Below are 24,569 nucleotides of genomic sequence, written 5' to 3' on the forward strand. Positions count from 1 at the left end.
GGAGAGTGCGGGCCCGCTGCCCTGAACGGACCGTGCCGGCCCGCTGCCCTGACCGGAGAGTGCGGGTCCGCCGCCCCGGCCGCACCCCGCAAGCCCACCACCCTCACCAGACCGTGCCGACCCCCACCCGGCCGCACCCCGCCGGCCCGACCGAACCATGCCGGGCCGCCACCCTCACCGGACCGTGCCGGCCCGCTGTCCCGCGGCCGCGGGCCATGCCGGCCCGCTGGCCCTGAAGCCGCGGAGCGACAGCCCTCACACCCGCGACCACGTGTGCCGGTCCCGCGCCATCGCGTGCAGTGCCTCCACGTCCGCCGGTTTGAGCACCCCGCCCAGGCGGGCCAGGTCCGCGAGGTCGGTGTCCGTGAGGACGCGGACCCCGCGGGTCGGGGCGGTGAGGCGCAGCCCGGCCGGGCCGACCAGGGCCAGCACCGGGCGGACCTCGGCGGTCAGGGCGTAGGACGCGCGGTCGGCGTCGGCGCGGACGCGGCGCAGCAGTGGCTGCGGCTCCCGCCGGCCCAGCGTGACCATGGGATCGGCGACGACGACCCGCTGCTTACGGGCGTGCAGCGCGTGGATCACGAACAGGCCGGCGGGGCCGATCGCCAGGTGGTGGACGCGGTCGCCGCCGGGCAGCGGGACGGAGTGCAGGGTGTGCCAGCCCGCGCCGTCCAGGCGGTCCAGTGCCTCGCCGACCGTCTGTTCCGCCTCCAGCGCCCGGCGGCGCGGGTCGGGGCGCAGCCGGTGGGACGCGGCCGGTTCCCGGTCGAGGGCCACCAGCAGTGCCTCGCCGGGGCGGTTGGGGGCCAGGTCGTCGTCGGGGTGGAGGGCGAGCCGGGCCAGCTCGGCGGGGGTGGGAACCGGGGGCGGGCCCACCGCGACCGGGCCGGTCAGGAAGGGGCCCAGGGCTTCCAGTACGTCCTCCCGGCTGTCCTCGCTGAGCAGGTTGACCCGGGCCGCCTCACGGTCGTACCAGGCGATGTTCCGGCCGTCCGGGAAGCAGACGTACAGCCGTTCCCGGCCGTGCCGCCAGGTCGGTACGACGCGCAGTCCGCTCATGCACCATCACCCCCTGACCATGGGAACAGGCGGGGTGCTCCAGGGGCAAGAACCCGGCTACCTTTGGAAGGAGTTGGCTGGGCGGTTGGGGAGGACGCCGTTGCGGACCCGCAGAAAGCAACCCGACGTACCCGCACCGCAGAGCCCGTGGAGCGAGATCGTGCCCGGGCTGTGGATGGGCGGGCACGAGTTCCGGAGCCGTTCCGGGCAGCTGGAGTTCGCGGTCGTACGGAACGAATTCGATCTCGTGCAGACGCTGCTGCGGCTGCCGGGGCATGGGCCCGATTCCGAGGTCGAGCACCATGTGTGGCCCATTCCCGACGGGCCGCTGGACGGGACGCAGCTCGCGGGCGTGATTCGGCTGGCGCAGGCCGCGAGCGACGCGCTGGACCAGCGGCGCAGGGTCCTCGTCCGCTGTTACCACGGCTACAACCGCTCGGGGCTCGTCGTCGCGCACGCGCTGGTCCGGCGGGGGCACTCGGCCGACGAGGCGATCCGGCTGATACGGTCCCGGCGCTCCCCCTGGGCGCTGCACAACGAACTGTTCGTCGAGTACCTGCGGGCCGGCCTGTCGACGGCCCGGCTGCTGGAGGAGCTCGCCGAGTAGAGCCGAGTACACAAAGAGAACTTTCCCATCAATAGGTGTCCGGGGCCCAGTCGTCCCTACCCGCAGGAGTCCCGTGCCCCTCAGTCGACCCACGCGTACCGCACTCGCCGTCATTGCCGTCGTGCTGTCGGCGGCGGTGACGGCCTGCGGTGACGCGGGCGGGCTGCGCGGCGCCGGGGCGGCCCCGACCGCGAACAGCCCGGCCCGGCTCTGGCCGGAACTGCCACCGGCGTCCTCGCCGGCCTTCGACTTCGACGAGGCGGAGAGGAAGACCGTGAAGGGCGTGACCGTACCGGGCGACGACATCCGCAAGGTGGATCCGCCGGCGGTCGTGCGGGCCGAGATCGCGGCCGACCCGGGTGACTACCGCGGCGACAAGGCGCGGTACCGGGGGACGGCGAGCCGGATGGTCGACTGCCAGGAAGGTGCGGAGGGGTGTCCCGTCCTCCGGCCGTACTACCGGGATCTGACCGGCGACGGGCACGACGACCTGACACTGGGCTTCCGGCTGCTGCCCGGCGAGCTGACGGCCGTGCGGGTCTACACCGTCGAGGAGCACCGGCTGGTGCAGGTCATGTCCTACGAGGACGCCCTGAGCGCGGTCGAGCTGGCCGGGCGGTCCGTGATCGTCCGGTCGCCGTCGGAGGTCGCGGGCTACGAGTACCGCCTCCAGTGGACCTGGGACGCGGAACAGAAGGCGATGCTGCTGACGCACGACGAGATGCTGCGAACCGGCGGAGGAACCCAGCCGCCCCAGGAGTCCCGCCACCAGTCCCAGTCGTCCCCCCGGCCCTCACGCTCCCCCTCGGCGAGCGCGCGATGAGGCCGATGAGAGCCATGCGAGCCATGAGCTCGGTGAGAGCCGCGAGCTCGATGAGGCTCCCCCGGTGGGCCGGGACCCTGGCGGTGAAGGCGGCGGTGTTCATCATCGTGATGTGCTGCGCGCTCGCCGCGCTGCTCGGCGTACTCGTGCACGTCCAGGTGACGAACCAGACCGTCGGCCAAGCCCGCGACCTCGCGCTGTCCCGGCTGGCGGACGCGACGGCGGCGTACGAGGCCGGGGACAGGCTGCTGCCGGGCGCCGGTGTCGACCCGGAGGGGCTGCCCGCGCCGCTGCGGGCGCTGGCGGTGGCCGGGAAGCGCGGCACGATGGTCGCCGATCACGGCGGCCGGCCGTCGATGTGGGCGGCGGGGCCCGCCGACGGCGGCCGGGCGCTGGCCGTCGAGGTCGACTACGCGCAGCAGGCGCGGACCATAGCGGGCCTGGACCAGGCGATCGTGTGGTCGTCGGGGCTGGCGATCGGGGCGACGGTGCTGGTGGGAGCGTTCGCGGTGACGCGGGTCGCCCGGCGGCTGCACGCCACGGCGCGGGTGGCCCGGCGGATCAGCGCGGGCGACCTGGACGCGCGCGTGGACGATCCCCGGACGAAGGACCCGACGCGACCGCAGGACGAGGTGGCCGCGGTCGCCGCCGCGCTGGACACCATGGCGTCGTCGCTGCAGGGCAAGCTGCTGAGCGAGCAGCGGTTCACCGCGGACGTGGCGCACGAGCTGCGCACCCCGCTGACAGGGCTGCACGCGGCGGCCGAGCTGCTGCCGCCCGGGCGGCCGACGGAGCTGGTGCGCGACCGGGTGGCGGCGCTGCGCACGCTCACCGAGGACCTGCTGGAGATCTCCCGGCTGGACACCGGGCGGGAGCGGCTGGAGGTGGACACCGAGGAGCTGGGCGCGCTGGCCCGGCGGGTCGTACGGGGCTCCGGCACGGACACGGAGGTCAGGGTCGTACGGGACGCGCGCGTGGAGACCGACCGGCGGCGCCTGGAACGGGTGCTGGGCAACCTCGTCGCGAACGCGCACCGGCATGGGCGGGCGCCGGTGGTGCTGACCGTGGACGGGCCGGTCGTCACCGTGCGGGACCACGGCGACGGTTATCCGAAGTACCTCGTGGCACACGGACCCCAGCGCTTCCGTACGGAGGGCGGCACCAAGGGTCACGGCCTCGGTCTGACCATCGCCCTGGGCCAGTCGGAGGTACTGGGCGCCCGCCTGGAGTTCACCAACGCCCCGGACGGCGGGGCGATGGCCCGGCTGACGCTCCCTCAGGCAGCCACGGCGGCGGGGGACGCGGCTCTCGATCGACCGGGCCGCGAGTGAACGGGTTGCGGCGGCTCCCCGATGGCGCAGCGTGGCGGGCGCCGGTGATGCACTGCTCCTAATGTGGCGGTATATGGCGATCAGTCAGTTTCGCCCCTGTTCACGGAGGTACCCAGCGATGTCCGCGCGCTCCGCCCTCGCCCGTCTCGCCATCGCGACCGCCGCCGGCGCCCTCGTCGCCACCGCCGCCGTCACGCCTGCCGCCGCCCACGACGTCAGGGAAGGCGGCGACCCGCGCTCCGGTCAGCCGCGAAACGCATTCGGCCAGCGGGGTGACGATCCCGGCCCCGCCGGTCAGGACCAGCAGAGCGACCAGGGCGACCCCCGCTGGTACACAGGCGTCGTCACCGCCCGCGGCGGTCTGCTGCTGCGCAGCCGGCCGGACCGCGGCAGCCAGGTGATCCGGCGCGCCCGCCAGGGCGAGATCGTCTCGATCTTCTGCAAGACCGCGGGCGACAACGTGCGGGGCAACCCTCTCTGGTACCTCCTGACGGACGGCACCTGGGCGTGGGGCCCGGCACGCTACATCGACAACATCGGCCCCGCACCGCGCTGGTGCTGATTCCGGGCACGGCAGATCAAGGCATTCAAGCCAGATAAAGAATTGTATTTGGGTATGTTCCGGACATGACCCCAGCCGGAACAGGAACCGGGAGCGGAACAGGGACCGGGAGCGGAACCGCCGTAGCGGCGCGGGCACCCGCTCCCGCGGTACGCCTCCCCCGGCGCCGTGGCATCGAACTGGCCCTCATCGTCATCGCCGTACTGCTGTCCGTGTACGGATACTGCGCCGTCGGCCTGGCCCGACACGGCACCGTCCCGCCCGGCGCCGCCGGTTACGGCGCCGGGCTCGGTGTGCTCGCGCTGTTCGCGCACCTGGCGGTGCGGCTGCGCGCCCCGTACGCCGATCCCTTGCTCCTGCCCATCGGTGTGCTGCTCAACGGACTCGGGCTGGTGCTGATCTACCGTCTCGACCTGGAGACCCCCGGCGAACGGGCCGCGCCCACCCAGCTGGTGTGGTCCACCCTCGGCGTGGCGCTGTTCATCGCCGTCGCGCTGTTCCTGCGCGACCACCGCGTGCTCCAGCGGTACGCCTACGTCTGTGTGGTCGCCGCCCTCGCCCTGCTCACGCTCCCGATCTTCTTCCCGGCCGTCAACGGCGCCCGTATCTGGATCCGGATCGCCGGATTCTCCATCCAGCCGGGCGAGTTCGCGAAGGTGCTGCTGGCGGTGTTCTTCGCCGCGTACCTGGCCGCCAACCGCAACGCCCTGGCCTACGCCGGCCGCCAGGTATGGAGGTTCAAGCGGATCCAGCTCCCCACCGGGCGCGTACTCGGCCCGATCGTGGGCATCTGGCTGCTGAGCGTCGGTGTCCTCGTCCTGGAGCGCGACCTCGGCACCTCGCTCCTGTTCTTCGGCCTGTTCGTCGTCCTCCTCTACGTCGCCACCGGCCGCACCGGATGGATCGCGGTCGGCCTGCTGCTCGCGGCGCTCGGCGCGGTCGCCGTCGGCTGGCTGGAGCCGCATGTGCACAGCAGGGTCGAGGACTGGCTGGACCCGTTCGCGACGATCAGGGCGGGGCGGGGCCCGAACCAGCTGGCGCAGTCCCTGTTCGCCTTCGCGGCGGGCGGGATGCTGGGCACGGGCCTCGGCCTCGGCCATTCCATCCTCATCGGCTTCGCGGCCAAGTCGGACTTCATCCTGGCCACGGCGGGCGAGGAGCTGGGCCTGCTGGGCCTCTCCGCGATCTTCCTCCTCTACGGCCTCCTCGTGGAGCGCGGCTACCGGGCGGGCCTCGCCCTGCGCGAGCCGTTCGGCCGGCTGCTCGCGGTCGGTCTCGCCTCGATCGTGGCGCTCCAGGTGTTCGTCATCGCGGGCGGCGTGACGGGCCTGATCCCGCTGACCGGCATGGCGATGCCGTTCCTGGCGCAGGGCGGCTCGTCGGTGGTCACCAACTGGGCGATCGTGGCGCTGCTGATCCGGGTGAGCGACTCGGCCCGCAGTCAGTACGACGGTCAGGTGGCGCCGTGACGAAGTACATCCGGCACGCCGCCGCCTTCTGCGCCCTGCTGCTGGTCGCGCTGCTCGTCAACGCCACCCGCGTCCAGGTCTTCCAGGCCGGACCCTACGACGACAACGCGGCCAACCGCCGTGCCGTGATCGCCCGTTACGGCCAGCCCCGCGGCGACATCCTGGTCGGCGGCAAGCCGGTCACCGGCTCCCGGGACACGCGCGAGCAACTCCGCTACGAACGCACGTACACGGACGGCCCGTTGTACGCGCCCGTGACCGGCTTCTCCTCCCAGGAGTACGGCACGACACTGCTGGAGCACGCCGAGGACGGGGTGCTGTCGGGCACCGACCCGATGCTCGCGCCGTTCCCCCTGTGGAACGACCTCACGCGCGGCCGGCCCCCCGGCGGCAAGGTCGTCACCACCCTCCGTCCGGCGGCGCAGCGGGCGGCGTACAAAGGGCTGGCCGGGCGCAAGGGGGCGGTGGCGGCGATCGAGCCGTCGACCGGGCGGATCCTGGCGTTGGTGTCGGCGCCGTCGTACGACCCGGCGGAGCTGTCGGGGAACGGCCCGGCGGCGAAGGCGGCCTGGGCACGACTGAACGGCGACCCGGACAAGCCGATGCTGAACCGGGCGGTGCGGCAGACGTATCCGCCGGGTTCGACCTTCAAGGTGGTCACCGCGGCGGCGGCGCTGGACGCGGGGGTGATCACGGACGTGGACGCGCCGACGGACTCCCCTGCCCCGTACACCCTGCCCGGGACGACGACGCGCCTGACGAACGAGGGCGACGGCTGCAAGGACGCTCCGCTGCGGGAGGCGTTCGAGTGGTCGTGCAACACCGTGTTCGCGAAGCTGGGCGTGGACGTGGGGGCGCACGACATGGTCGCCACCGCGCAGGCCTTCGGCTTCAACGACACGGACCTGAGGATCCCGTTCTCGGTGGCGACGAGCACCTTCGACACCTCGGTGGACCGGGCGCAGCTCGCGCTGTCGTCGATCGGCCAGTACAACACGCGGGCCACGCCGTTGCAGATGGCGATGGTCGCGGCGGCGGTGGCGAACGGGGGGCAGATGCGGCCGCCGTACCTGGTGGAGCGCACCACCCGCCGGAGCGGCAGCACGGTGGGGACGGCGGGCTCACGGCTCGCCCAGCAGGTGATGCGACCCGCGACGGCGGTGCGGCTGCGCGAGCTGATGACCGACGTGGTGGAGAGGGGCACCGGCACGAACGCCGCGATCCCCGGCGTGATCGTCGGCGGCAAGACGGGTACCGCGCAGCACGGCGTCGGCAACTCCGGGATTCCGTACGCCTGGTTCGTGTCCTGGGCGCAGGACGAACAGGACATGGAGCCGAAGGTCGCGGTCGCGGTGGTGGTGGAGGACGCGTCGGCGAACCGCGGGGAGATCAGCGGGGGCGGCGACGCGGCGCCGATCGCGCGGGCCGTGATGGAGGCGGTGCTCGCCGGATGAGACGGGGGTTCCGCAGCCGTACAGGCCCGTCCTACCTTTCACCCATGACTGAAGCCACAGCCGCAGCTGTGTACGAACTCGCCCAGGTCAACATCGCCCGTCTCAAGTTCCCGCTGGATTCCCCCGAGTTGAAGGACTTCGTCGACGCCCTCGACCCCGTGAACGCCGTCGCCGACGCGGCGGACGGGTTCGTCTGGCGGCTGCAGAGCGACTCGGGGGACGCGACGGACATCGCCGTCTTCGGGGACGACTGGCTGATCATCAACATGTCGGTATGGCGGGACACCAACGCGTTGACCGCCTTCATGTACCAGGGACAGCACCGGGAGTTGCTGGCCCGCCGCCGCGAGTGGTTCGAACGGGCCGAGGAAGCGATGGCGACCCTGTGGTGGGTACCGGCGGGCCACCGGCCGACGGTCGCGGAGGCGGAGGACCGGCTGCGGCATCTGCGGGCGCACGGGGCGACGGCGTACGCGTTCACTCTGCGGACGTCGTTCCCGGCGGGGGCATCGACACCGGTGCTCGGCGAGCTGCCGGAAGGGCTGGGCTGCGGGGTCTAGCGGCGGCGGTTGATCGCGGTGAGGTCGATCTCGACAGGGAACGGGACGGTCAACTGGAGCTTGTCGTGGAAGATTCCGATCAGGCCGTACGTCTGGGTGGCGGGGTCGAGTTCGTAGACGTAGACCACCGGAAGACCCTCGTTCTCTTCGACGCGCCAGTAGTGCGGAATGCCCGCCTGCGCGTACTTCCGTGGTTTCACCTCCCGGTCTCGCTCCTCCGAATCCTCCGAGACGATCTCGACAGCGATCACGACGTCTTCGGGCCGATACCAGGTCTGCTGAGGGCCGGTGTCGGCGTCCCCACGGAACACCAGGACATCCGGTTCCGGCCGATTGCGCTTGCCGAGCTTGATGGTCATCTCGTGGATGACGTTCAGCTCCTCTGGCACCTGGTCCAGAAGGGCGTTCACCAGCAAGAGCATGGCACGTGCGTGGAAACGAGTCTGCGGACTCACGAAGACAAGACTCCCGTCGATCAGCTCCGTGTGCGGAGGAAGATTCGGGAGTCGGTCCAGGTCGTCCGCCGTCCAGCCACCCTCAGGCGGACGAGCCCACTCGTAGTCGTCGTCCAGCCCGTAGTCACGTGCGGCGCTCATGATTGCTCCCATACGCCGGAGTCTGCCTGGCATGGTCAGCGTACCCAGGGGAATATGCCGATTCGCCCGTCGATCGAGTGATCAATCGCCGAGTCGTTGACCCTCCTCGATCGCCTCCTCCACCTCCGCCACCCGCTCCCGCTCCTCCGCCACGAATCGCTCCGCGTCGAGCTGCTCGGCGATCTCCTCGTCCTGAGCCATCAGCAGGTCCAGGTTCGAGTCACCCATCTCGAAGACGCCCATGTCGACATAGGCCTGCTGGAGGCGTTTGCCCCACAGGCCGATGTCCTTGACGCACGGGACTATGCGACTGAAGAGCAACTGGCGGAAGAGCTGCAGGAATTCGGACCGCTCGCTCAGTTCCTCCGCCTCGGCCTTCGGGATGCCGAAGTTCTCCAGGACCTCGACGCCGCGCAGCCGGTCGCGCATCAGGTAGCAGCCCTCGATGACGAACTCCTCGCGTTCGCGCAGTTCGGCGTCGCTCAGTTGCTTGTAGTAGTCCCTGAGCGCCATGCGGCCGAAGGCCACGTGCCGGGCCTCGTCCTGCATGACGTAGGCGAGGATCTGCTTGGGCAGGGGCTTGTTCGTGGTGTCGCGGATCATGCCGAAGGCGGCGAGGGCGAGGCCCTCGATGAGGACCTGCATGCCGAGGTAGGGCATGTCCCAGCGGCTGTCGCGGAGGGTGTCGCCGAGGAGGGAGCGGAGGTTGTCGTTGATCGGGTAGAGCATCCCGATCTTCTCGTGGAGGAAACGGCCGTAGATCTCGGCATGCCTGGCCTCGTCCATGGTCTGGGTCGCCGAGTAGAACTTCGCGTCCAGGTCGGGGACGGACTCGACGATGCGGGCGGCGCAGACCATCGCGCCCTGCTCGCCGTGCAGGAACTGGCTGAACTGCCAGGACGCGAAGTGCCGGCGCAGCTCACCCTTGTCGCGGTCGGTCATCTTCGCCCAGTACGGGGTCCCGTACAGGGTCATCGCCTCCTCCGGCGTGCCGAGCGGGTCGTACGGATCGACCTCCAGGTCCCAGTCGATCCGCTGCTGCCCGTCCCACTGCTTGTCCTTGCCCTTCTGGTAGAGGGCGAGCAGGCGGTCCCGGCCGTCGTCGTATTCCCAGCTGAAACGGGCCGCGCCGGCGGCCGGCACCTGCCAGTGGGGGTCTCCCGGGTCCTTGGCATAGAGCTCATAGGTCGGCATACCTCGCAGGCTCACACGTAGACGCCGAGTCAACAAGTCATGCGCGAGGGATTGACTGGCTTACTGACAAGCAGTCTCATAAGTGCCGTAGACGTGACCCCGGGTAACAAGGTGGAGCAGCCATGACGACCCTGACGGAAGCCGACGCACTCGACGGGCTGCGCGACGCGCTCGGGCTCCTCAAGGACCGCGAACAGGTGGCCGAGCGGCTGCTCGCCTCTTCCGCCAAGCACTCCTTCGACCCGGACCGGGAACTGGACTGGGACGCCCCCTTCGAGGAGGGCAAGTGGTTCTGGCCGCCGGAGCTGGTGTCGCTGTACGGCACGCCGATGTGGCAGCGGATGAGCGAGGAGCAGCGGATCCTGCTCTCCCGGCACGAGGCGGCCGCGCTCGCCTCGCTCGGGATCTGGTTCGAGATCATCCTCATGCAGCTGCTGGTGCGGCACATCTACGACAAGGCGGCGACGAGCGCGCACGTGCGGTACGCGCTGACCGAGATCGAGGACGAGTGCCGGCACTCGAAGATGTTCGCCCGGCTGATCACACGGGGCGAGACGCCCTGGTACCCGGTGAGCCGGGCGCACCAGCACCTGGGACGGCTGTTCAAGACGATCTCCACCACGCCCGGGTCCTTCACGGCGACCCTGCTCGGCGAGGAGGTCCTCGACTGGATGCAGCGGCTGACCTTCCCGGACGAGCGGGTGCAGCCGCTGATCCGGGGCGTGACGCGGATCCACGTGGTGGAGGAGGCACGGCATGTGCGGTACGCCCGCGAGGAGCTGCGCCGGCAGATGATGACCGCGCCGAAGTGGTCCCAGGAGTTCACGCGGGTCACCTCGGGTGAGTTCGCGCGGGTGTTCTCGGTCGCGTTCGTCAATCCCGACGTCTACGCGAATGTGGGGCTGGACAAGCGGGAGGCGATGGCGCAGGTGAAGGCCAGCGGGCATCGGCGGGAGGTCATGCAGACGGGGGCGAAGCGGCTGACGGACTTCCTGGACGACATCGGGGTGCTGCGGGGGGTCGGGCGGCGGTTGTGGAGGTCGTCGGGGCTGCTGGCGTAGGGATCGCCGGCGCAGGGGGCCGCCCCGGCAGCACGCTGTCCGTGGCCGCGGCGACACCGCCCGCGGCCACGGCGATTACGCTGCCGGTCATGACCCCCTCCGCCCCCACCCCCGCCTACCGTCGCCTGAGCGTCGAGGAGCGTCGCAGTCAGCTGCTCGACGCCGCGCTGTCCCTCTTCGCCCACCGGGCGCCCGAGGAGGTGTCGCTGGACGACGTGGCGGAGGCGGCCGGGGTCTCACGCCCGCTGGTGTACCGGTACTTCCCGGGCGGCAAACAGCAGCTCTACGAGGCCGCCCTCAGGTCCGCCGCCGACGAGCTCCGGCTCTGCTTCGACGAGCCCCGGCAGGGCCCGCTCCTGCCCCGGCTTGCCCGTGCCCTGGACCGCTACCTCGCCTTCGTCGACGAGCACGACGCCGGTTTCAGCGCGCTGCTCCAGGGCGGGAGCGTGGTGGAGACGTCCCGGACCACCGCCATCGTGGACGGGGTGCGCCGGGCGGCGGCCGAGCACATTTTCAGCCACCTCGGCGTCCCGGACCCCGGACCCCGGCTGCGGATGACCGTCCGGATGTGGATCACCGCGGTGGAGGCGGCCTCGCTCATCTGGCTCGACGAGGACAAGGAGCCGCCCGCCGACGAGCTGCGGGACTGGCTCGTGGAGCAGTTCGTCGCCGTCCTGACGGTCACGGCCCGACGGGATCCGCAGACCGAGGCGCTGGTGCACGGTGTCCTCGCGGCGGATGGCTGACACTGGTGCCGTGAAGAGCCAAGACACCCCCTTCGAGGGCGGCCCCATGGACGGGCGTGTGCTGCCTGTTCTGCTCGGGCCGACCGGGCATCCGCCCAAGACGTATCGCATCCCCGTGCCGGACGCGGCCGGCGGCCCACCCACCGTGCTGGTCTACCGGCGGGTGCCCCGGGGGCAGAGCAAACGACTCGGGCTCCCGCAGGGGTGGAAGTACGAGTTCGACCCTGAGGGGAAGAAGAGCGGCCGGCTGAAATGGCCCTGGTCCAAACCGGAGGCCCAGCCGAACTCAGAGCCGGACGCCTAGCCGAACTCCGAGCCGGGCGCCTGGCCGAACCCCGAGCCGGACTCAGAGCCGGACGCCTGGCCGAACGACGAGCCCGGGGACGCCCGGCCGAACACCCAACCCCGCGACGCCTGGCCGAACACCAGACCACCACGCCCCGGACGCCCGGCCGAGCACTCAGCCCGACCCCGAGCAGACGCCCAGCCGACCCCGCCCGACCCAGATGCCACGCCGAATCCCGATCCGCGCCACCCCGGACCCCGATCCAGACGCCACGCCAGTCGGCAAGCCGGACGACACGCACGAGTGACCCTGTTGCGCCGGTCCGCGCACAACCTGCGCGCGGACCGCCCATGCGCGTCCGATGCTCGCGATAAGAAGATGAGCAGACGGGACGCCCGCATCGGAGGTGATGACGTGTCAGGAAGGGTCCTGCGTCTGGTGTGTACGACGGCGGTGGCGGCGCAGCTCGCCCTCACGTCCGGAACCGCGACGGCCGCCCCGGAGCCCAGGGAGCGGTCCGTCGCGGATCTGCTGACGGACCTTCAGCGGGTGTACCGGGAGGCCGAGAAGGCCACCGAGACCTACAACGCCACCGAGGAGCAGCTGAAGAAGCAGCGCGCGGAGGTCGGCCGGCTGGACGCCGAGCTGGGCCGGGCGCGGCTGTCGCTGCACGAGAGCCAGGGCGCGGCGGGGCGGCTGGCCCGCCAGCAGTACCAGGGCAGCACCGACATCTCCCCCTACGTACGCCTCCTCCTCGCCCGTGATCCGCAGCACGCGCTCGACGAGGGTCATGTGATCGGGCAGTTGGCGCGGGAGCGGGCGGAGACGGTGGGGCGGCTGACCGGGAGCGAGCACAGGAGCCGTGAGGTGGCCCGCAAGGCGCGCGCTGCCCTCGACCGACAGCTCACTCTCGCCGAACGACAGAAGAAGGAACGCGACGACGTCCACCGAAGGCTCGCGGACATCGAGAAGCTGCTCGTCTCGATCAGCGCCGACCAGCTGACCGCGCTGGCCGAGTTCGAGAAGAACGGGATCGCGAAGGCGCAGAACACGCTCATGACCTCGGGTGCGCTCAGCAGCGAGGAGAAGCCGACGCGGGAGGGCGAGGAAGCCGTGCGCTATGCCGTGCGGCAGCTGGGGAAGCCCTACCAGTGGGGTGCGGAGGGTCCGCAGTCGTACGACTGCTCGGGGCTGACCTCACAGGCCTGGCGGGACGCCGGGACGGCCATCCCCCGGACCAGCCAGGAGCAGTGGGCGCGGCTCCCCCGTATCCCTCTCACCGAGCTGCGCCCCGGTGATCTCGTCGTGTACTTCCCCGAGGCCACCCACGTGGCGATGTACCTGGGGGGCGGCATGGTGGTCCAGGCACCCCGCCCCGGCGCGAAGGTGAAGGTCTCCCCGATCGCGGCCAACCCGGTACTGGGCGCCGTACGCCCCGACCCCGGCGGGCAGCCCCTGCAGCGCTACATCCCACCGAAGCTCCCCGCCCACGCCATGGACGGGGCGGACGAGGGTTACGCGCCGGCGGTGGCGCCGGGGGCCTCTGTCCTGTAGGCCCGGTCGTCTCCGACTCGACGCGATACAGGGGAGCCGGGCGAGCGCCCCGTCGGGCACCCGAAACCGGGAACCGCACGCCCCGCCCCCACCGGAGAGCCCCCGCGGTGCCGCACACCACCGGAGCCCCCCGAGGCACGTCCCGGGCGAGGCGGACGAGGGCTACGCGTCGGCGGTCGCCCCGGCGAGTTCCGCCAGGTACGCGTTCGTCTTCTCCGGCTCGTAGAAGAAGTTCTCGAAGTCGGACGGGTCGTTGAAGCCGTTGGCGAAGCGGTCCGCTGCCGGCTGGAACTGGCCGGCGGCGCCGATGAGGTTGAGGATGTGCTCCGGCGGCGGGGAGAGCATGGCGTTGGTCCACTTGGTGACGTGCTGGGCGGTGTCCCAGTAGCGGTCGAAGGTGGACTGCATCCAGGTCTCGTCGAACGGCTTGTCCTCGTGCTCGATGATCGAGGCGAGGTACGCGGCCGCGCACTTGGACGCCGAGTTGGAGCCCTGGCCGGTGATCGGGTCGTTGGCGACGACCACGTCGGCGACGCCCAGCACCAGGCCGCCGCCGGGGAGGCGGCCGATGGGGTTGCGGACGGTGGGGGCGTAGCGGCCGGAGAGGGTGCCGCCCGCGTCCGTGAGCTCGACCTTGGTGGCCCGCGCGTACTCCCAGGGCGTGAACTTCTCCATGAGCTCCAGGGTCAGGGAGAGGTGCTCCGCCGGGTCCTTGACGCCGTTGAAGACGTCGAGCGGGCCGCCGGGTATGCCCTCCCAGAACAGGATGTCCGCACGGCCGGAGACCGTCAGCGTCGGCATGACGAACAGCTCTCCGACACCGGGGACCAGGTTGCAACGGACCGCGTCGAACTCCGGGTGCTCCGGGCGCGGGCCCAGACCATGGACGTACGACACGGCGAGGGCGCGCTGCGGCTCGCTGTACGGGGAGCGGGAGGCGTCCCGGCCGAACATCGAGACCAGTTCACCCTTGCCCGCCGAGACGAGGACCAGGTCGTACGCGCGGGAGAAGTAGTCGAGGTCGCCGACCGCCGCGCCGTGGATGACCAGCTGGCCGCCACGCTGCGCGAACGTCTCCATCCAGCCGGCCATCTTCACCCGCTGGTCGACCGACTGCGCGTACCCGTCGAGCTTGCCCACCCAGTCGATCGCGCGCTGTGTCGGGCCCGGGTCGTGCGAGCCGGGGGCCGCGACCGAGACGCCGAGTCCTTCGATCTTCGGGGCCTGGGGCTCCCAGAAGTTCAGCTGGAGATCGCGCTCGTGCTGCAGTGCCGTGTCGAACATGCACTGCGTCGACATGACCCGGCCGGAGCGGATCTCGTCCGCCGTCCGGTTGGACATCAGGGTGACCTCGTACCCGTGCGACTGGAGTCCGAGGGCGAGCTGGAGACCGGACTGGCCGGCTCCGACGACGAGTATCTTCCGCATGCGGGTGGTGGCTCCTAAATCGCGACTGCTCGGGGACTACGCGGGGGTCTCGGTGGCTACTCGGTGGCTACTCGGGGGTTTCGTCGAGGGCGTGGCCGACGAGCGTCAGGAGGGTCTCGATCACCGAGATCCGGCGGCGCGCATCCATGATCATTACAGGTATGTGCGCGGGTATCGTGAGCGCCTCCCGCACGTCCTCCGGCTCGAACCGCTCGCTGCCGTCGAAGTGGTTGACCGCGACGACGTACGGCAGCCCGCAGCTCTCGAAATAGTCCAGCGCCGGGAAGCAGTCCTTCAGACGGCGGGTGTCGGCCAGCACGACCGCGCCGATCGCACCGCGTACCAGGTCGTCCCACATGAACCAGAACCGCTGCTGGCCCGGCGTACCGAACAGGTAGAGCACCAGGTCTTCGTCGAGCGTGAGGCGGCCGAAGTCCATCGCCACGGTGGTGGTCAGCTTGCCGGGCGTGGCGGTGAGGTCGTCGGTCTCCTCGCTCGCCTCGGTCATCAGCGCCTCCGTCTGGAGGGGCGTGATCTCCGAGACCGCTGTGACCAGCGTGGTCTTGCCGACGCCGAAGCCGCCCGCGACCACGATCTTCGTGGCGACGGGGGCGCGGGTGCGGTCCGTCTGCCAGGGCTGCAACGGCCCGTCCGGCTCGACGAACGGGGAGACGCCAGAACCGGCGGCGTCAGAGACGACGGAGTCCACTCAGCACCCTTTCCAGCAGAGCGCGGTCCGGGCGGCCGACGCCGTGACCCGTTCCGGTTCCGTACACGCGTATCTTTCCCTGGTCCGCGAGGTCGCTCAGCAGCACGCGGACCACACCCAGCGGCATCTTCAGCAGCGCGGCGATCTCGGCCACCGTGCGCATACGGCGGCACAGTTCGACGATGGCCCGCATCTCCGGCATGACCCGGGTATTGAGGGAACCATTCGTCAGTTCCTTGCGCTCCTCCGGCGCTTCGATCGCGGCGGTGCTCGCCACGAACGTCTCGACGAGGAGGACATGGCCGAAGCGGGTACGGCCACCGGTGAGCGAGTAGGGGCGGACGCGGGCGGCCTTGCGGTCGCCGCCACGGACCGGAAGGTGTGGTCTGGAGTTCCCGGGATCGGTACTCATCGGGCGCTCCTCGTCGACTCGGTCTCCAGGGATTTTCGTAGCTCGTTGCGGAGCTCGGGGGTCAGGACATGGCCGGCGCGGCCCACGAACAGCGCCATGTGGTACGCCACGACGCTCATGTCGCAGTCCGCGGAGCCATGGACGCCGAGCAGCGAGCCGTCGCTGATCGACATCACGAACAGACTGCCCTCGTCCATCGCGACCATCGTGTGCCTGACCCCGCCGAACTCCATCAGCCTGGCGGCGCCGACGGTGAGGCTGCCGATGCCGGAGACGATGGTGGCGAGGTCGGCGGAGGAGCCGCGCGGGCCGGTGGGCCTCTCCCCGCGGGCCTCACGGGCCGCGGCGATGCGGCCCGGGTCGGAGGAGAGCAGCAGCAGGCCGTCGGACGAGACCACCGCGACCGACTGGATGCCTGGCACCTCCTCCACGAGGTTCGTCAGCAGCCAGTGCAGGTTACGGGCTTCGCTGCTCAGGCCGAAGGTACTGGGCGCGGTCAACTGCTTGCCTCCTCGACTGTGCCCCCCGTGGCTTCTTCGGCGTCTGCTGTCGGTGCGGTCGGCACGGGGTTCCGGGCCGTCTGTTCGGCGATCTCCACCGCCACATCACGGTGTCCGGCCTCCGCCCCCCGGCGGAACCCGCCGAGGCGACGACGCAGCGCCTCGGCGTCGACGGAACCGCCGGGCTGGCGCGGCACCTGAGCGGGCACGGAGACCTTCGGGGTGCGCTTGGGCAGCCCCTTGCTGGTGACGGGCTCCGCCGTCTCGTCGGCGGTACGCTCGTGGGCTTCGGGGCCGATGGCGTAGGGGTCGGCGGTGGAGTCGCTGAGCTCTGCGGGCGCTACGGGCTCGCGGGGCTCGGGGCGCTCGACGGGCGTCGGCTGCTCGGGGGCCGGGTCCGCTTCGGCGGCGGGCACCGGGATCAGCAGCTCCATCGTGGTCTCGGCGAGGGACTCGGGCGCCGCGGCAGCCCCTTCCGGCTCCGGATCCGGCATCGGCTCCGGGGTCTCCGGTACGTCCGCCGACCGTACGCCCGGCTCCGGTACCTCCGTCGCCCGTACGTCCGTCTCCGGCACGTCCGTCTCCGGCACGACCGTCTTCGCGTCCGCGGACTCCCGTACCGCCTTCTCCGCCAGCGTCACCAGCGGGTCCCCGCCGCCCGAGCGGCCGCGCAGCACGTTGGAGTTGGCCTCCGCGTCGGCGCCCGGCAGGGAGTACGCCTGCGTGCCGTCGGACGGCGTGGCCGTCGGGACGGCGGCCGGTGTGGCCGCCGCGAGCAGGGACTGCGGGAGCACGACGACGGCCGCGATACCGCCCTGCTTCTGCTCCCGCAGCTGCACGCGCACGCCGTGCCGGTGAGCCAGCCGGGCCACCACGTACAGGCCGAGCCCGAGACCCTCCTCGCCCTCCTGGTCGTAGGGGGATTCCGGGTCGAAGCCGGCGAGGCGGGAGTTGAGGCGGGTCATCCGCTCGTCGGTCATGCCGATGCCCTCGTCCTGGACGGAGAGCATGACCTCGCCGTTCTCCAGGAGCCAGGCGGAGACCTCGACGGGCAGGTCGGGTGGGGAGAACGAGGTGGCGTTCTCCATGAGTTCGGCCAGCAGGTGCGACAGGTCGTCGGCGGCGAAGCCGACGATGTGCGCGTGCGGCGGCAGCGCGGCGATGCGGACGCGTTCGTAGCGTTCGATCTCGCTGACCGCCGCCCGTACGACGTCGACGAGCGGGACGGGGCCGGCGTGCTGCTGGAGGTGCTCGGTGCCGGCCAGCACGAGGAGGTTCTCGCTGTGCCGGCGCATGACCGTGGCGAAGTGGTCGAGCTTGAAGAGGGTGGCGAGCCGGTCGGGGTCCTGCTCGCGCTCCTCCAGTCCCTCGATGACGGCGAGTTGCCGCTCGACCAGGCCGAGGGTGCGCAGGGCGAGGTTGACGAAGGTGCCGCCGATGCTGGTGCGCAGCCGCCCCAGCTGGGCGGCGGCGTCGGCGAGTTCGGCGCGCAGCTCCTCGCGGGCGTCGGCCATCTTCTGGCGCTGGCCGACGAGGTGCTTGCGGTCGGTCTCCAGGGTGGCGATGCGCTCGTGGAGGGCGACGGCGTGCGCGTGCAGGGCGTTGACGGAGCGGACGGCCTGGGCGAACTCGTCGTTGCGGCCGGTGAACTTCACCGGTTCCTCGCCCGGCAGGTTCTCGGCCTGCGCCAGCCGGGCCGAACCTCGGCGCAGCGCGGACAGCGGCCGGGTGAGGGAGCGGGCCATGGCCGTGGCGACGCCGACGGCGAGCAGCAGCAGGGCACCGAGGACGGCGACGTGGATCTCCAGCGCGGTGACGTCGTCGTCGCGCAGCTGGGCGAGGTCCTTGGTGCGGTGGTCGTAGAGCGAGGACTCCGCGCCGCGCATCAGGTCGACGCGGGCGGTGAGGGCCGCGTCGAGCTTCTTGAGGCTGGTGGCGAGTTCGCCGTCGGACAGCTCCGGCCGGTCGGTGAGCTTGGCGAGGTACTTGTCGGCGGTCTCGACCTCGGGGCCGGTGACCGTGGAGTCGTAAGAGGTGACGGACGACTTCGGAGCGGTGTCGAGGAAGTCGGCGAGGGCCGCGTCGGAGCGCAGCCGGGCCTGCTGGGCGGCGGCGGTGAGGGCGTCGCGCTGCTTGGTGTCGGCGTCGGAAGAGACGCGGACCCTGGTCAGCAGGCCGGTGGTGGGGCTGACAACCGTCTCGGTGGTCGTCGGCACGTTGAGCGCGGCGAGGAGCAGCCCGTGGGTGGCCGCGGCCTGCTGGACGGCGGAGTCGAGCTCGGCGAGGGCGTGCGCGCCGGAGCCCGCGCGGGCGGGCATCTGCTCGGCCAGCCGCTCGGCGAGCCGGTGGAGTTCGGTGATGGCGGCGGAGTAGGCCTCGTGCGTTTCGAGAGCACTGCTCTTTCCGGTGAGCGCCGCTCTCCGCACGGACGCGACGTCGTCGAGGTCCGCACGCAGCGAGGCGGGCGCGTCGGCGTCGGCGCGCAGCTCCTCCACCAGCCGGTCCACCCGGGCGCTGCGCTGCTCCGAGGGCGCCTTGGACTTGGGCCGGCCGGCCGCGACGTAGGAGGTGACCTCGTCCCGCTCGTCGGCGAGCGAGTGGGCCAGCACCAGCGCGTCCTGGGTCTGCCCGGCCAGCGTCACCAGATCCTGGGAGTCCTTGAGCTGCCCGGAGGCGGCCAGCACCGACGGGGCTCCGGCCCCGGCGATGGCGGCGGCCACGACGGCTACGGCGACGACGAGCCGGTTACGTACGTGGGTGGGGCGGCCTTTGCCGACGGGGGTGCTCTGCGCGCCCTCCTCGGAGGCCGACTTCTTGCCTGTGCGCCGAGGCCGCGTCTTCTGCACCGGTGCTCGCATTCCTGACTCGTGTACTCGTGGGCCCGGATGACGTTCCGTCATATGACTCGTACAACCGGTACGGCTCCCGACCCTCCCAGTGCCGGTGGGCAGTGGTCTTGCATCGTCTGACCCGCCACTCGAAGGAGTGAACCCCGGAGGGGAGTTGGCGGGCAAGTTTCCATGGCGTGTGCGACGGCCCTGCCCGGCGGGCCGGTTGGACGTGGGCGGCGGGCTTTGGCAGTATTCGCCGCCACGCCTTCCCGGAGTGCGCCATTCCACCCCAAACCAGGCGCCTGACCTGCGACGGTGCGTCAATCCGGCGACTGCTGCCAGCCTTTCGCAAACCTTGTGAAGGGGTGGTGCAGACTGGCCGCATGCGTACGGAACTTGTGTCGGAGCCCGGCCACCGGGCGCGCCTCAACGAGGACTTCGCGAGCGTCGGACTACCCGCCTCCGGACAGGGCGGTTCGCTCGTCGTCCTGGACGGCGTGACGCCGCCGCCGAGCGCGACGGGCTGTCTGCATTCGGTTCCCTGGTACACCGCGCGCCTCGGCGGGGCCCTGACCGAACTGACCGTTTCCCTCCTGGATGTCCCTCTGTCCGAGGCTCTCGCCCGCGCCATCGCCCGTACCGCCGAGGCCCACGCGGACACCTGTGACCTTTCTCACCCGCGTACCCCACAGGCCACGGTCGTCCTCGCCCGCTGGTCCCGGGACGCGGTCGAGTACCTGGTCCTCTCCGACTCGGCCCTCCTGCTCCAGTCCCCCGACGGCACGATCACCCCCGTCCTGGACGACCGCATCGCCCGCCTGCCCCGCTCCGCCCTCGCCACCGACGCGATCGTGGACGCGACCGTCCGCAACAAGGAGGACGGCTTCTTCACCGCGGCGGCCGATCCCACGGTGGCCGCCCGCGCGGTGACCGGCACCGTGCCCCGTACGGAGGTCCGCGCCCTGGCCGCACTGACGGACGGGGCGACACGCTGGGTGGAGAAGTTCCGCGAGGGCGACTGGGCGGACTGCTTCGCCCTCGTACGCAAGGAGGGGCCGCAGGCCCTGGTGGACCAGGTCCGGGCGCTGGAACTGGCGGACACCGACCGTCGGTTCCTGGGCCGGAGCAAGACGCACGACGACGCGACGGCCGTGTACGTGGAGCTGTAGGGCCTGCGGGGGAAGGGCCGCTACTTCTCCATCCCCCGGTTCAGTTGGTGCAGCAGTCGCGCCAGCTCGGCGACCTCGCCACGGTCCCAGTCGGCGAGCTGGTTCACGTACCGCGCCCGGCGGGCCTCGCGCACCTTGCCCACCCGGCTGCGGCCCTCCGGGGTGAGGGCCACCAGCCAGGCGCGGCCGTCCGCCGGATCCGGTTCGCGGGTGACCAGGCCGAGCTCCTCCAGGGCGCGCAACTGGCGGGACATGGTCGCCTTGCCGACGCCGATGTAGCCGGCGAGCTCCGTGGCGCGCTGCCGGCCGCACTCCTCCAGCCGCACGAGGAGACCGTACGCGGCGGGCTCCAGGTCGGGATGGACCTCGCGGGCCATCTCGCCCTGGTTGGCCCGGGCGCGCCGCAGCAGCATGGTCAACTCGCGCTCAAGGGAGAGGAACTCCCGTTCCGCACCACTGCCCCATGACGTCCGCGCCTCGTCTCGATGCGCCCCGTTTCCGTCCTCGTGCACGTCAGCACCCCTGATCCGGTTTCCCGTTCATGAAAGTTCTTGCCGAAATCCGTCATCCCCCCAGCTCCGTCAGTATTTCGCAGGCGTAGACCAACGGCAGCCTCCGGACCCCCTTCCCAGCGCCGGTCTACGTGCGTAGCGTCTTCACCAGGCCATGCATGGCATGCCCACGCCACAACTGTGGGTGATCCGGCTCCTCCCCGCACCACCAAGCCTCGGAGGCACGTCATGCCCGTACACAGATCCGGCTCCATCCGCCCGCGCGCCGCCACCGCCGCCGTCGCGCTCCTCCTCGCCGCGTTGTCCCTCACGATCCCCGGCTCCGCCCAAGCCGTCGACACCCCCGCCCGCGGCTCCGCCCACATGGGCATGGGCGTCCTCGCCCACGACGGCCAGGACGGCACGCCCGTCACCGGTGACGCCACCCAGACGGAAGGCGTGGACGTCGCCAGCTACCAGGGCAACGTCGCCTGGTCGACCCTGTGGAGCAGCGGGGTCAAATGGGCCTACACCAAGGCCACGGAAGGCACCTACTACACGAACCCGTACTTCGCCCAGCAGTACAACGGCTCGTACAACGTCGGCATGATCCGTGGCGCGTACCACTTCGCCACCCCCGACACCACCAGCGGCGCCACCCAGGCCAACTACTTCGTCGACCACGGCGGCGGCTGGTCCAAGGACGGCAAGACCCTCCCGGGCGCCCTCGACATCGAGTGGAACCCCTACGGCGCCGCCTGCTACGGCAAGACGACAAGCGCGATGGTCACCTGGATCGCGGACTTCCTGAACACCTACAAGGCCCGCACCGGCCGCGACGCCGTGATCTACACGGCCACCAGCTGGTGGACCCAGTGCACCGGCAACTACAGCGGCTTCGCGTCCACCCACCCGCTGTGGATCGCCCGGTACGCCTCGGAAGTGGGGACGCTGCCGGCCGGCTGGTCGTACTACACGATGTGGCAGTACACCTCGTCCGGACCGACGGTCGGGGACCACGACAAGTTCAACGGGGCCCTGGACCGGGTGGTCGCACTGGCCAACGGCTGAGCCCGCACGGGACAACGGTCGGGCCTCCCCCCAACGGGAGCCCGGCCGTTGCGTTCACGAGGCCGGATCGGACTGGCGGGTGTACGGGCGGCGCCGCGCGGCCGGCTGACGGCCCAGCGGTCCGGTCGGCCGGCCATGCGGAAGGCCCGGGCCCCCAAGGGGACCCGGGCCTTCGTCATCCGGACGCGTCCGTCACGCCGCGACCGGAACCTCCACGTCCGCGGAGGCGGAGGTCAAGGCCAGTTCGAGCACCTGGCGCACATCCGTCACCGGGTGCACGTCCAGCTTCTCCAGCACCTCCGCCGGGACGTCGTCCAGGTCGGGCTCGTTGCGCTTGGGGATGATCACGGTGGTGACACCCGCCCGGTGCGCGGCGAGCAGCTTCTGCTTCACGCCACCGATCGGCAGCACCCGGCCGGTCAGCGAGACCTCGCCGGTCATCGCCACGTCCGTACGGACCAGCCGGCCGGACAGGAGCGACGCGAGTGCCGTCGTCATCGTGATGCCGGCGCTCGGGCCGTCCTTCGGAACCGCGCCCGCCGGGAAGTGAATGTGCACGCCCCGGTCCTTCAGGTCACCGACCGGAAGTTCGAGCTCCGCGCCGTGCGACCGCAGGAAGCTCAGCGCGATCTGCGCCGACTCCTTCATCACGTCACCCAGCTGACCGGTGAGGGTCAGACCCGCCGCGCCCGTCTCGGGGTCGGCGAGCGACGCCTCGACGAACAGGACGTCACCGCCCGCGCCGGTGACCGCGAGCCCGGTGGCGACACCGGGGACCGCCGTACGGCGCTCGGCCGGGTCCTGGGCGGACTCGGGCACGTGGTGCGGCCGGCCGATCAGAGCGCGCAGGTCGCCGTCCGTGATGGTGAACGGCAGCTTCCGCTCGCCCAGTTCGTGCTGGGCCGCGACCTTGCGCAGCAGCCGCGCGATGGACCGCTCGAGGGTACGGACACCCGCCTCACGCGTGTACTCGCCGGCGAGCTTGCGCAGCGCGCTCTCGTCCAGGGTCACCTCGTCCTTGCCGAGCCCCGCCCGCTCCAGCTGGCGCGGGAGGAGGTGGTCACGGGCGATGACGACCTTCTCGTCCTCGGTGTAGCCGTCCAGGCGGACCAGCTCCATGCGGTCGAGCAGGGCCTCCGGGATGGCTTCGAGCACGTTGGCGGTGGCGAGGAACACGACGTCGGACAGGTCGAGTTCGACCTCCAGGTAGTGGTCGCGGAAGGTGTGGTTCTGCGCCGGGTCGAGGACCTCCAGCAGGGCCGCGGCCGGGTCGCCGCGGAAGTCGGAGCCCACCTTGTCGATCTCGTCGAGCAGGACCACCGGGTTCATGGACCCGGCCTCCTTGATCGCCCGGACGATACGACCGGGCAGCGCGCCGACGTACGTACGCCGGTGCCCGCGGATCTCGGCCTCGTCACGGACGCCACCGAGCGCGACCCGGACGAACTTCCGCCCCATGGCGTGCGCGACGGACTCGCCGAGCGAGGTCTTGCCGACGCCGGGCGGGCCGACGAGCGCGAGCACGGCACCGCCGCGCCGGCCGCCGATGACACCCAGCCCCCGGTCGGTACGGCGCTTGCGCACCGCCAGGTACTCGGTGATCCGCTCCTTCACGTCCTCCAGACCGGCGTGCTCGGCGTCCAGGACCGCCTTGGCGCCCTGGATGTCGTACTGGTCCTCGGTCCGCTCGTTCCACGGCAGTTCGAGCACGGTGTCGAGCCAGGTGCGGATCCATGATCCCTCGGGCGACTGGTCGCTCGACCGCTCCAGCTTGTCGACCTCCTTGAGGGCGGCCTCGCGGACCTTCTCGGGGAGGTCGGCGGCCTCGACACGGGCGCGGTAGTCGTCGGACTCCTCACCGTCCTTCTCGCCGTTCAGCTCGCGCAGTTCCTTGCGCACGGCCTCCAGCTGGCGCCGGAGCAGGAACTCCCGCTGCTGCTTGTCGACGCCCTCCTGGACGTCCTTGGCGATCGTCTCGGCGACGTCCTGCTCGGCGAGGTGGTCACGCAGCTGCTGGGTGGCGAGCTTGAGGCGGGCCACCGGGTCGGTGGTCTCCAGGAGCTCCACCTTCTGCTCGGTGGTCAGGAAGGGTGAGTAGCCGGAGTTGTCGGCGAGCGCGGAGACGTCGTCGATGGCCTGCACGCGGTCCACGACCTGCCAGGCGCCGCGCTTGCGCAGCCACGCGGTGGCGAGGGCCTTGTACTCCTTGACCAGTTCGGTGACGTGACCGGGCAGCGGCTCCGGCACGCTCTCGTCGATACGCGTTCCCTCGACCCACAGGGCGGCGCCCGGCCCGGTCGTCCCGGCACCGATCCTCACCCGCCCGCGGCCGCGGACCAACGCGCCCGGGTCGCCGTCGGCCAGCCGGCCGACCTGCTCCACGGTGCCGAGCACGCCCGTGCCCGGGTACGCACCGTCGATGCGCGGCACCAGCAGAACCCTGGGCTTCCCGGGCTCCGACCGCGCGGCAGCCTGGGCGGCCTCCACCGCGGCCCGCACGTCGGCGTCGCTCAGGTCCAGCGGAACCACCATTCCGGGCAGCACGACCTCGTCGTCGAGCGGCAGCACAGGCAGGGTGAGCGGTGTGGACGTCGAAGCCATGATCTCTCCCTAGGCAGTCAAGTTGAGCTATGCCGACTCAATGCACGGGGGCCTT

Annotated in this window: 23 protein-coding genes; 13 read left to right on the forward strand and 10 right to left on the reverse strand. The window is 71.4% G+C overall.

Annotated elements, in window-relative coordinates; all coding sequences use genetic code 11:
* Positions 1-255: 255 nt before the first annotated feature.
* Positions 256-1,059, reverse strand: coding sequence for a nuclease-related domain-containing protein (locus ACFY16_RS08500; RefSeq protein ID WP_390646342.1), 804 nt, complete (start codon positions 1,057-1,059; stop codon positions 256-258).
* 100 nt (positions 1,060-1,159) lie between these two features.
* Here ACFY16_RS08500 and ACFY16_RS08505 point away from each other — a divergent pair, with 100 nt between their 5' ends.
* The 7 genes from ACFY16_RS08505 to ACFY16_RS08535 all read left to right on the forward strand — a co-directional run bounded on the left by ACFY16_RS08505 (position 1,160) and on the right by ACFY16_RS08535 (position 7,865).
* Complete coding sequence (locus tag ACFY16_RS08505; RefSeq protein ID WP_390646343.1) at positions 1,160-1,666, forward strand: dual specificity protein phosphatase family protein; 507 nt, start codon at positions 1,160-1,162, stop codon at positions 1,664-1,666.
* A gap of 73 nt (positions 1,667-1,739) precedes the next feature.
* A complete protein-coding gene (locus ACFY16_RS08510; protein WP_390646344.1) occupies positions 1,740-2,489 on the forward strand; it encodes a hypothetical protein in 750 nt (249 codons plus the stop codon).
* A gap of 50 nt (positions 2,490-2,539) precedes the next feature.
* Positions 2,540-3,820: an ATP-binding protein gene (locus ACFY16_RS08515; RefSeq protein ID WP_390646690.1), complete on the forward strand. Its 1,281-nt coding sequence runs from the start codon at positions 2,540-2,542 to the stop codon at positions 3,818-3,820.
* Between the two features lie 118 nt (positions 3,821-3,938).
* The gene (locus tag ACFY16_RS08520; protein ID WP_390646345.1) at positions 3,939-4,382 is read left to right on the forward strand and encodes an SH3 domain-containing protein; all 444 of its coding nucleotides are present in this window, start codon (positions 3,939-3,941) and stop codon (positions 4,380-4,382) included.
* Positions 4,383-4,447: 65 nt separating this feature from the next.
* Positions 4,448-5,851, forward strand: a complete 1,404-nt coding sequence (locus tag ACFY16_RS08525) for an FtsW/RodA/SpoVE family cell cycle protein (protein ID WP_390646346.1) — start codon at positions 4,448-4,450, stop codon at positions 5,849-5,851.
* Positions 5,848-7,305 (forward strand): penicillin-binding transpeptidase domain-containing protein, encoded by a 1,458-nt coding sequence (locus ACFY16_RS08530; protein WP_390646347.1) that lies wholly within the window; start codon positions 5,848-5,850, stop codon positions 7,303-7,305. Before ACFY16_RS08525 ends, ACFY16_RS08530 begins: the two co-directional genes overlap by 4 nt.
* Positions 7,306-7,349: 44 nt before the next feature.
* Entirely contained in the window at positions 7,350-7,865 is a 516-nt protein-coding gene (locus tag ACFY16_RS08535) for a DUF3291 domain-containing protein (RefSeq protein ID WP_390646348.1), read from the forward strand.
* On the opposite strand, the gene ACFY16_RS08540 is transcribed toward ACFY16_RS08535, so the two are convergent.
* Together ACFY16_RS08540 and ACFY16_RS08545 are read right to left on the reverse strand one after the other, a co-directional pair.
* Entirely contained in the window at positions 7,862-8,461 is a 600-nt protein-coding gene (locus ACFY16_RS08540; RefSeq protein ID WP_390646349.1) for a Uma2 family endonuclease, read from the reverse strand. The two genes, ACFY16_RS08535 and ACFY16_RS08540, sit on opposite strands and share 4 nt — an antisense overlap.
* Positions 8,462-8,542: 81 nt before the next feature.
* On the reverse strand, positions 8,543-9,655 hold the full coding sequence (locus ACFY16_RS08545; RefSeq protein WP_390646350.1) for a ferritin-like domain-containing protein: 1,113 nt from the start codon (positions 9,653-9,655) through the stop codon (positions 8,543-8,545).
* Between the two features lie 122 nt (positions 9,656-9,777).
* On the opposite strand from ACFY16_RS08545, the gene ACFY16_RS08550 reads away from it, so the two are divergent.
* From ACFY16_RS08550 to ACFY16_RS08565, 4 genes are all read left to right on the forward strand, one after another.
* Complete coding sequence (locus ACFY16_RS08550) at positions 9,778-10,716, forward strand: diiron oxygenase (protein ID WP_390646351.1); 939 nt, start codon at positions 9,778-9,780, stop codon at positions 10,714-10,716.
* An 89-nt stretch (positions 10,717-10,805) separates the two neighbouring features.
* A complete protein-coding gene (locus ACFY16_RS08555; RefSeq protein WP_390646352.1) occupies positions 10,806-11,462 on the forward strand; it encodes a TetR/AcrR family transcriptional regulator in 657 nt (218 codons plus the stop codon).
* Positions 11,455-11,766: a hypothetical protein gene (locus tag ACFY16_RS08560; protein ID WP_390646353.1), complete on the forward strand. Its 312-nt coding sequence runs from the start codon at positions 11,455-11,457 to the stop codon at positions 11,764-11,766. Before ACFY16_RS08555 ends, ACFY16_RS08560 begins: the two co-directional genes overlap by 8 nt.
* A gap of 396 nt (positions 11,767-12,162) precedes the next feature.
* The gene (locus ACFY16_RS08565; protein WP_390646354.1) at positions 12,163-13,302 is read left to right on the forward strand and encodes an NlpC/P60 family protein; all 1,140 of its coding nucleotides are present in this window, start codon (positions 12,163-12,165) and stop codon (positions 13,300-13,302) included.
* A gap of 162 nt (positions 13,303-13,464) precedes the next feature.
* Here the strand turns inward: ACFY16_RS08565 and ACFY16_RS08570 are convergent, their stop codons facing one another.
* The 5 genes from ACFY16_RS08570 to ACFY16_RS08590 form a co-directional block, all read right to left on the reverse strand.
* Positions 13,465-14,730 carry a styrene monooxygenase/indole monooxygenase family protein gene (locus ACFY16_RS08570; RefSeq protein ID WP_390646355.1) on the reverse strand — a complete coding sequence of 422 codons (1,266 nt, stop codon included), beginning with the start codon at positions 14,728-14,730 and terminating at the stop codon, positions 13,465-13,467.
* 67 nt (positions 14,731-14,797) lie between these two features.
* Positions 14,798-15,439, reverse strand: coding sequence for an ATP/GTP-binding protein (locus ACFY16_RS08575; protein ID WP_390646356.1), 642 nt, complete (start codon positions 15,437-15,439; stop codon positions 14,798-14,800).
* Positions 15,420-15,851: a DUF742 domain-containing protein gene (locus ACFY16_RS08580; RefSeq protein ID WP_390646357.1), complete on the reverse strand. Its 432-nt coding sequence runs from the start codon at positions 15,849-15,851 to the stop codon at positions 15,420-15,422. The genes ACFY16_RS08575 and ACFY16_RS08580 overlap by 20 nt, the downstream gene beginning before the upstream one ends.
* Complete coding sequence (locus tag ACFY16_RS08585) at positions 15,848-16,351, reverse strand: roadblock/LC7 domain-containing protein (protein ID WP_390646358.1); 504 nt, start codon at positions 16,349-16,351, stop codon at positions 15,848-15,850. The genes ACFY16_RS08580 and ACFY16_RS08585 overlap by 4 nt, the downstream gene beginning before the upstream one ends.
* Entirely contained in the window at positions 16,348-19,197 is a 2,850-nt protein-coding gene (locus ACFY16_RS08590) for a nitrate- and nitrite sensing domain-containing protein (protein WP_390646359.1), read from the reverse strand. Before ACFY16_RS08590 ends, ACFY16_RS08585 begins: the two co-directional genes overlap by 4 nt.
* 368 nt (positions 19,198-19,565) lie before the next feature.
* On the opposite strand from ACFY16_RS08590, the gene ACFY16_RS08595 reads away from it, so the two are divergent.
* Positions 19,566-20,351: a protein phosphatase 2C domain-containing protein gene (locus tag ACFY16_RS08595; RefSeq protein ID WP_390646360.1), complete on the forward strand. Its 786-nt coding sequence runs from the start codon at positions 19,566-19,568 to the stop codon at positions 20,349-20,351.
* Positions 20,352-20,371: 20 nt separating this feature from the next.
* Here the strand turns inward: ACFY16_RS08595 and ACFY16_RS08600 are convergent, their stop codons facing one another.
* Positions 20,372-20,863, reverse strand: coding sequence for a MarR family winged helix-turn-helix transcriptional regulator (locus ACFY16_RS08600; RefSeq protein WP_390646361.1), 492 nt, complete (start codon positions 20,861-20,863; stop codon positions 20,372-20,374).
* Between the two features lie 228 nt (positions 20,864-21,091).
* Here ACFY16_RS08600 and ACFY16_RS08605 point away from each other — a divergent pair, with 228 nt between their 5' ends.
* The gene (locus ACFY16_RS08605) at positions 21,092-21,913 is read left to right on the forward strand and encodes a lysozyme (protein ID WP_390646362.1); all 822 of its coding nucleotides are present in this window, start codon (positions 21,092-21,094) and stop codon (positions 21,911-21,913) included.
* A gap of 192 nt (positions 21,914-22,105) precedes the next feature.
* Here ACFY16_RS08605 and lon read toward each other — a convergent pair whose 3' ends face one another.
* On the reverse strand, positions 22,106-24,514 hold the full coding sequence (gene lon, locus ACFY16_RS08610) for an endopeptidase La (RefSeq protein ID WP_390646363.1): 2,409 nt from the start codon (positions 24,512-24,514) through the stop codon (positions 22,106-22,108).
* Between the last annotated feature and the right edge of the window lie 55 nt (positions 24,515-24,569).

Origin of the sequence: Streptomyces sp. NPDC001315 (assembly GCF_042896175.1) — a bacterium.
GTDB lineage: Bacteria > Actinomycetota > Actinomycetes > Streptomycetales > Streptomycetaceae > Streptomyces.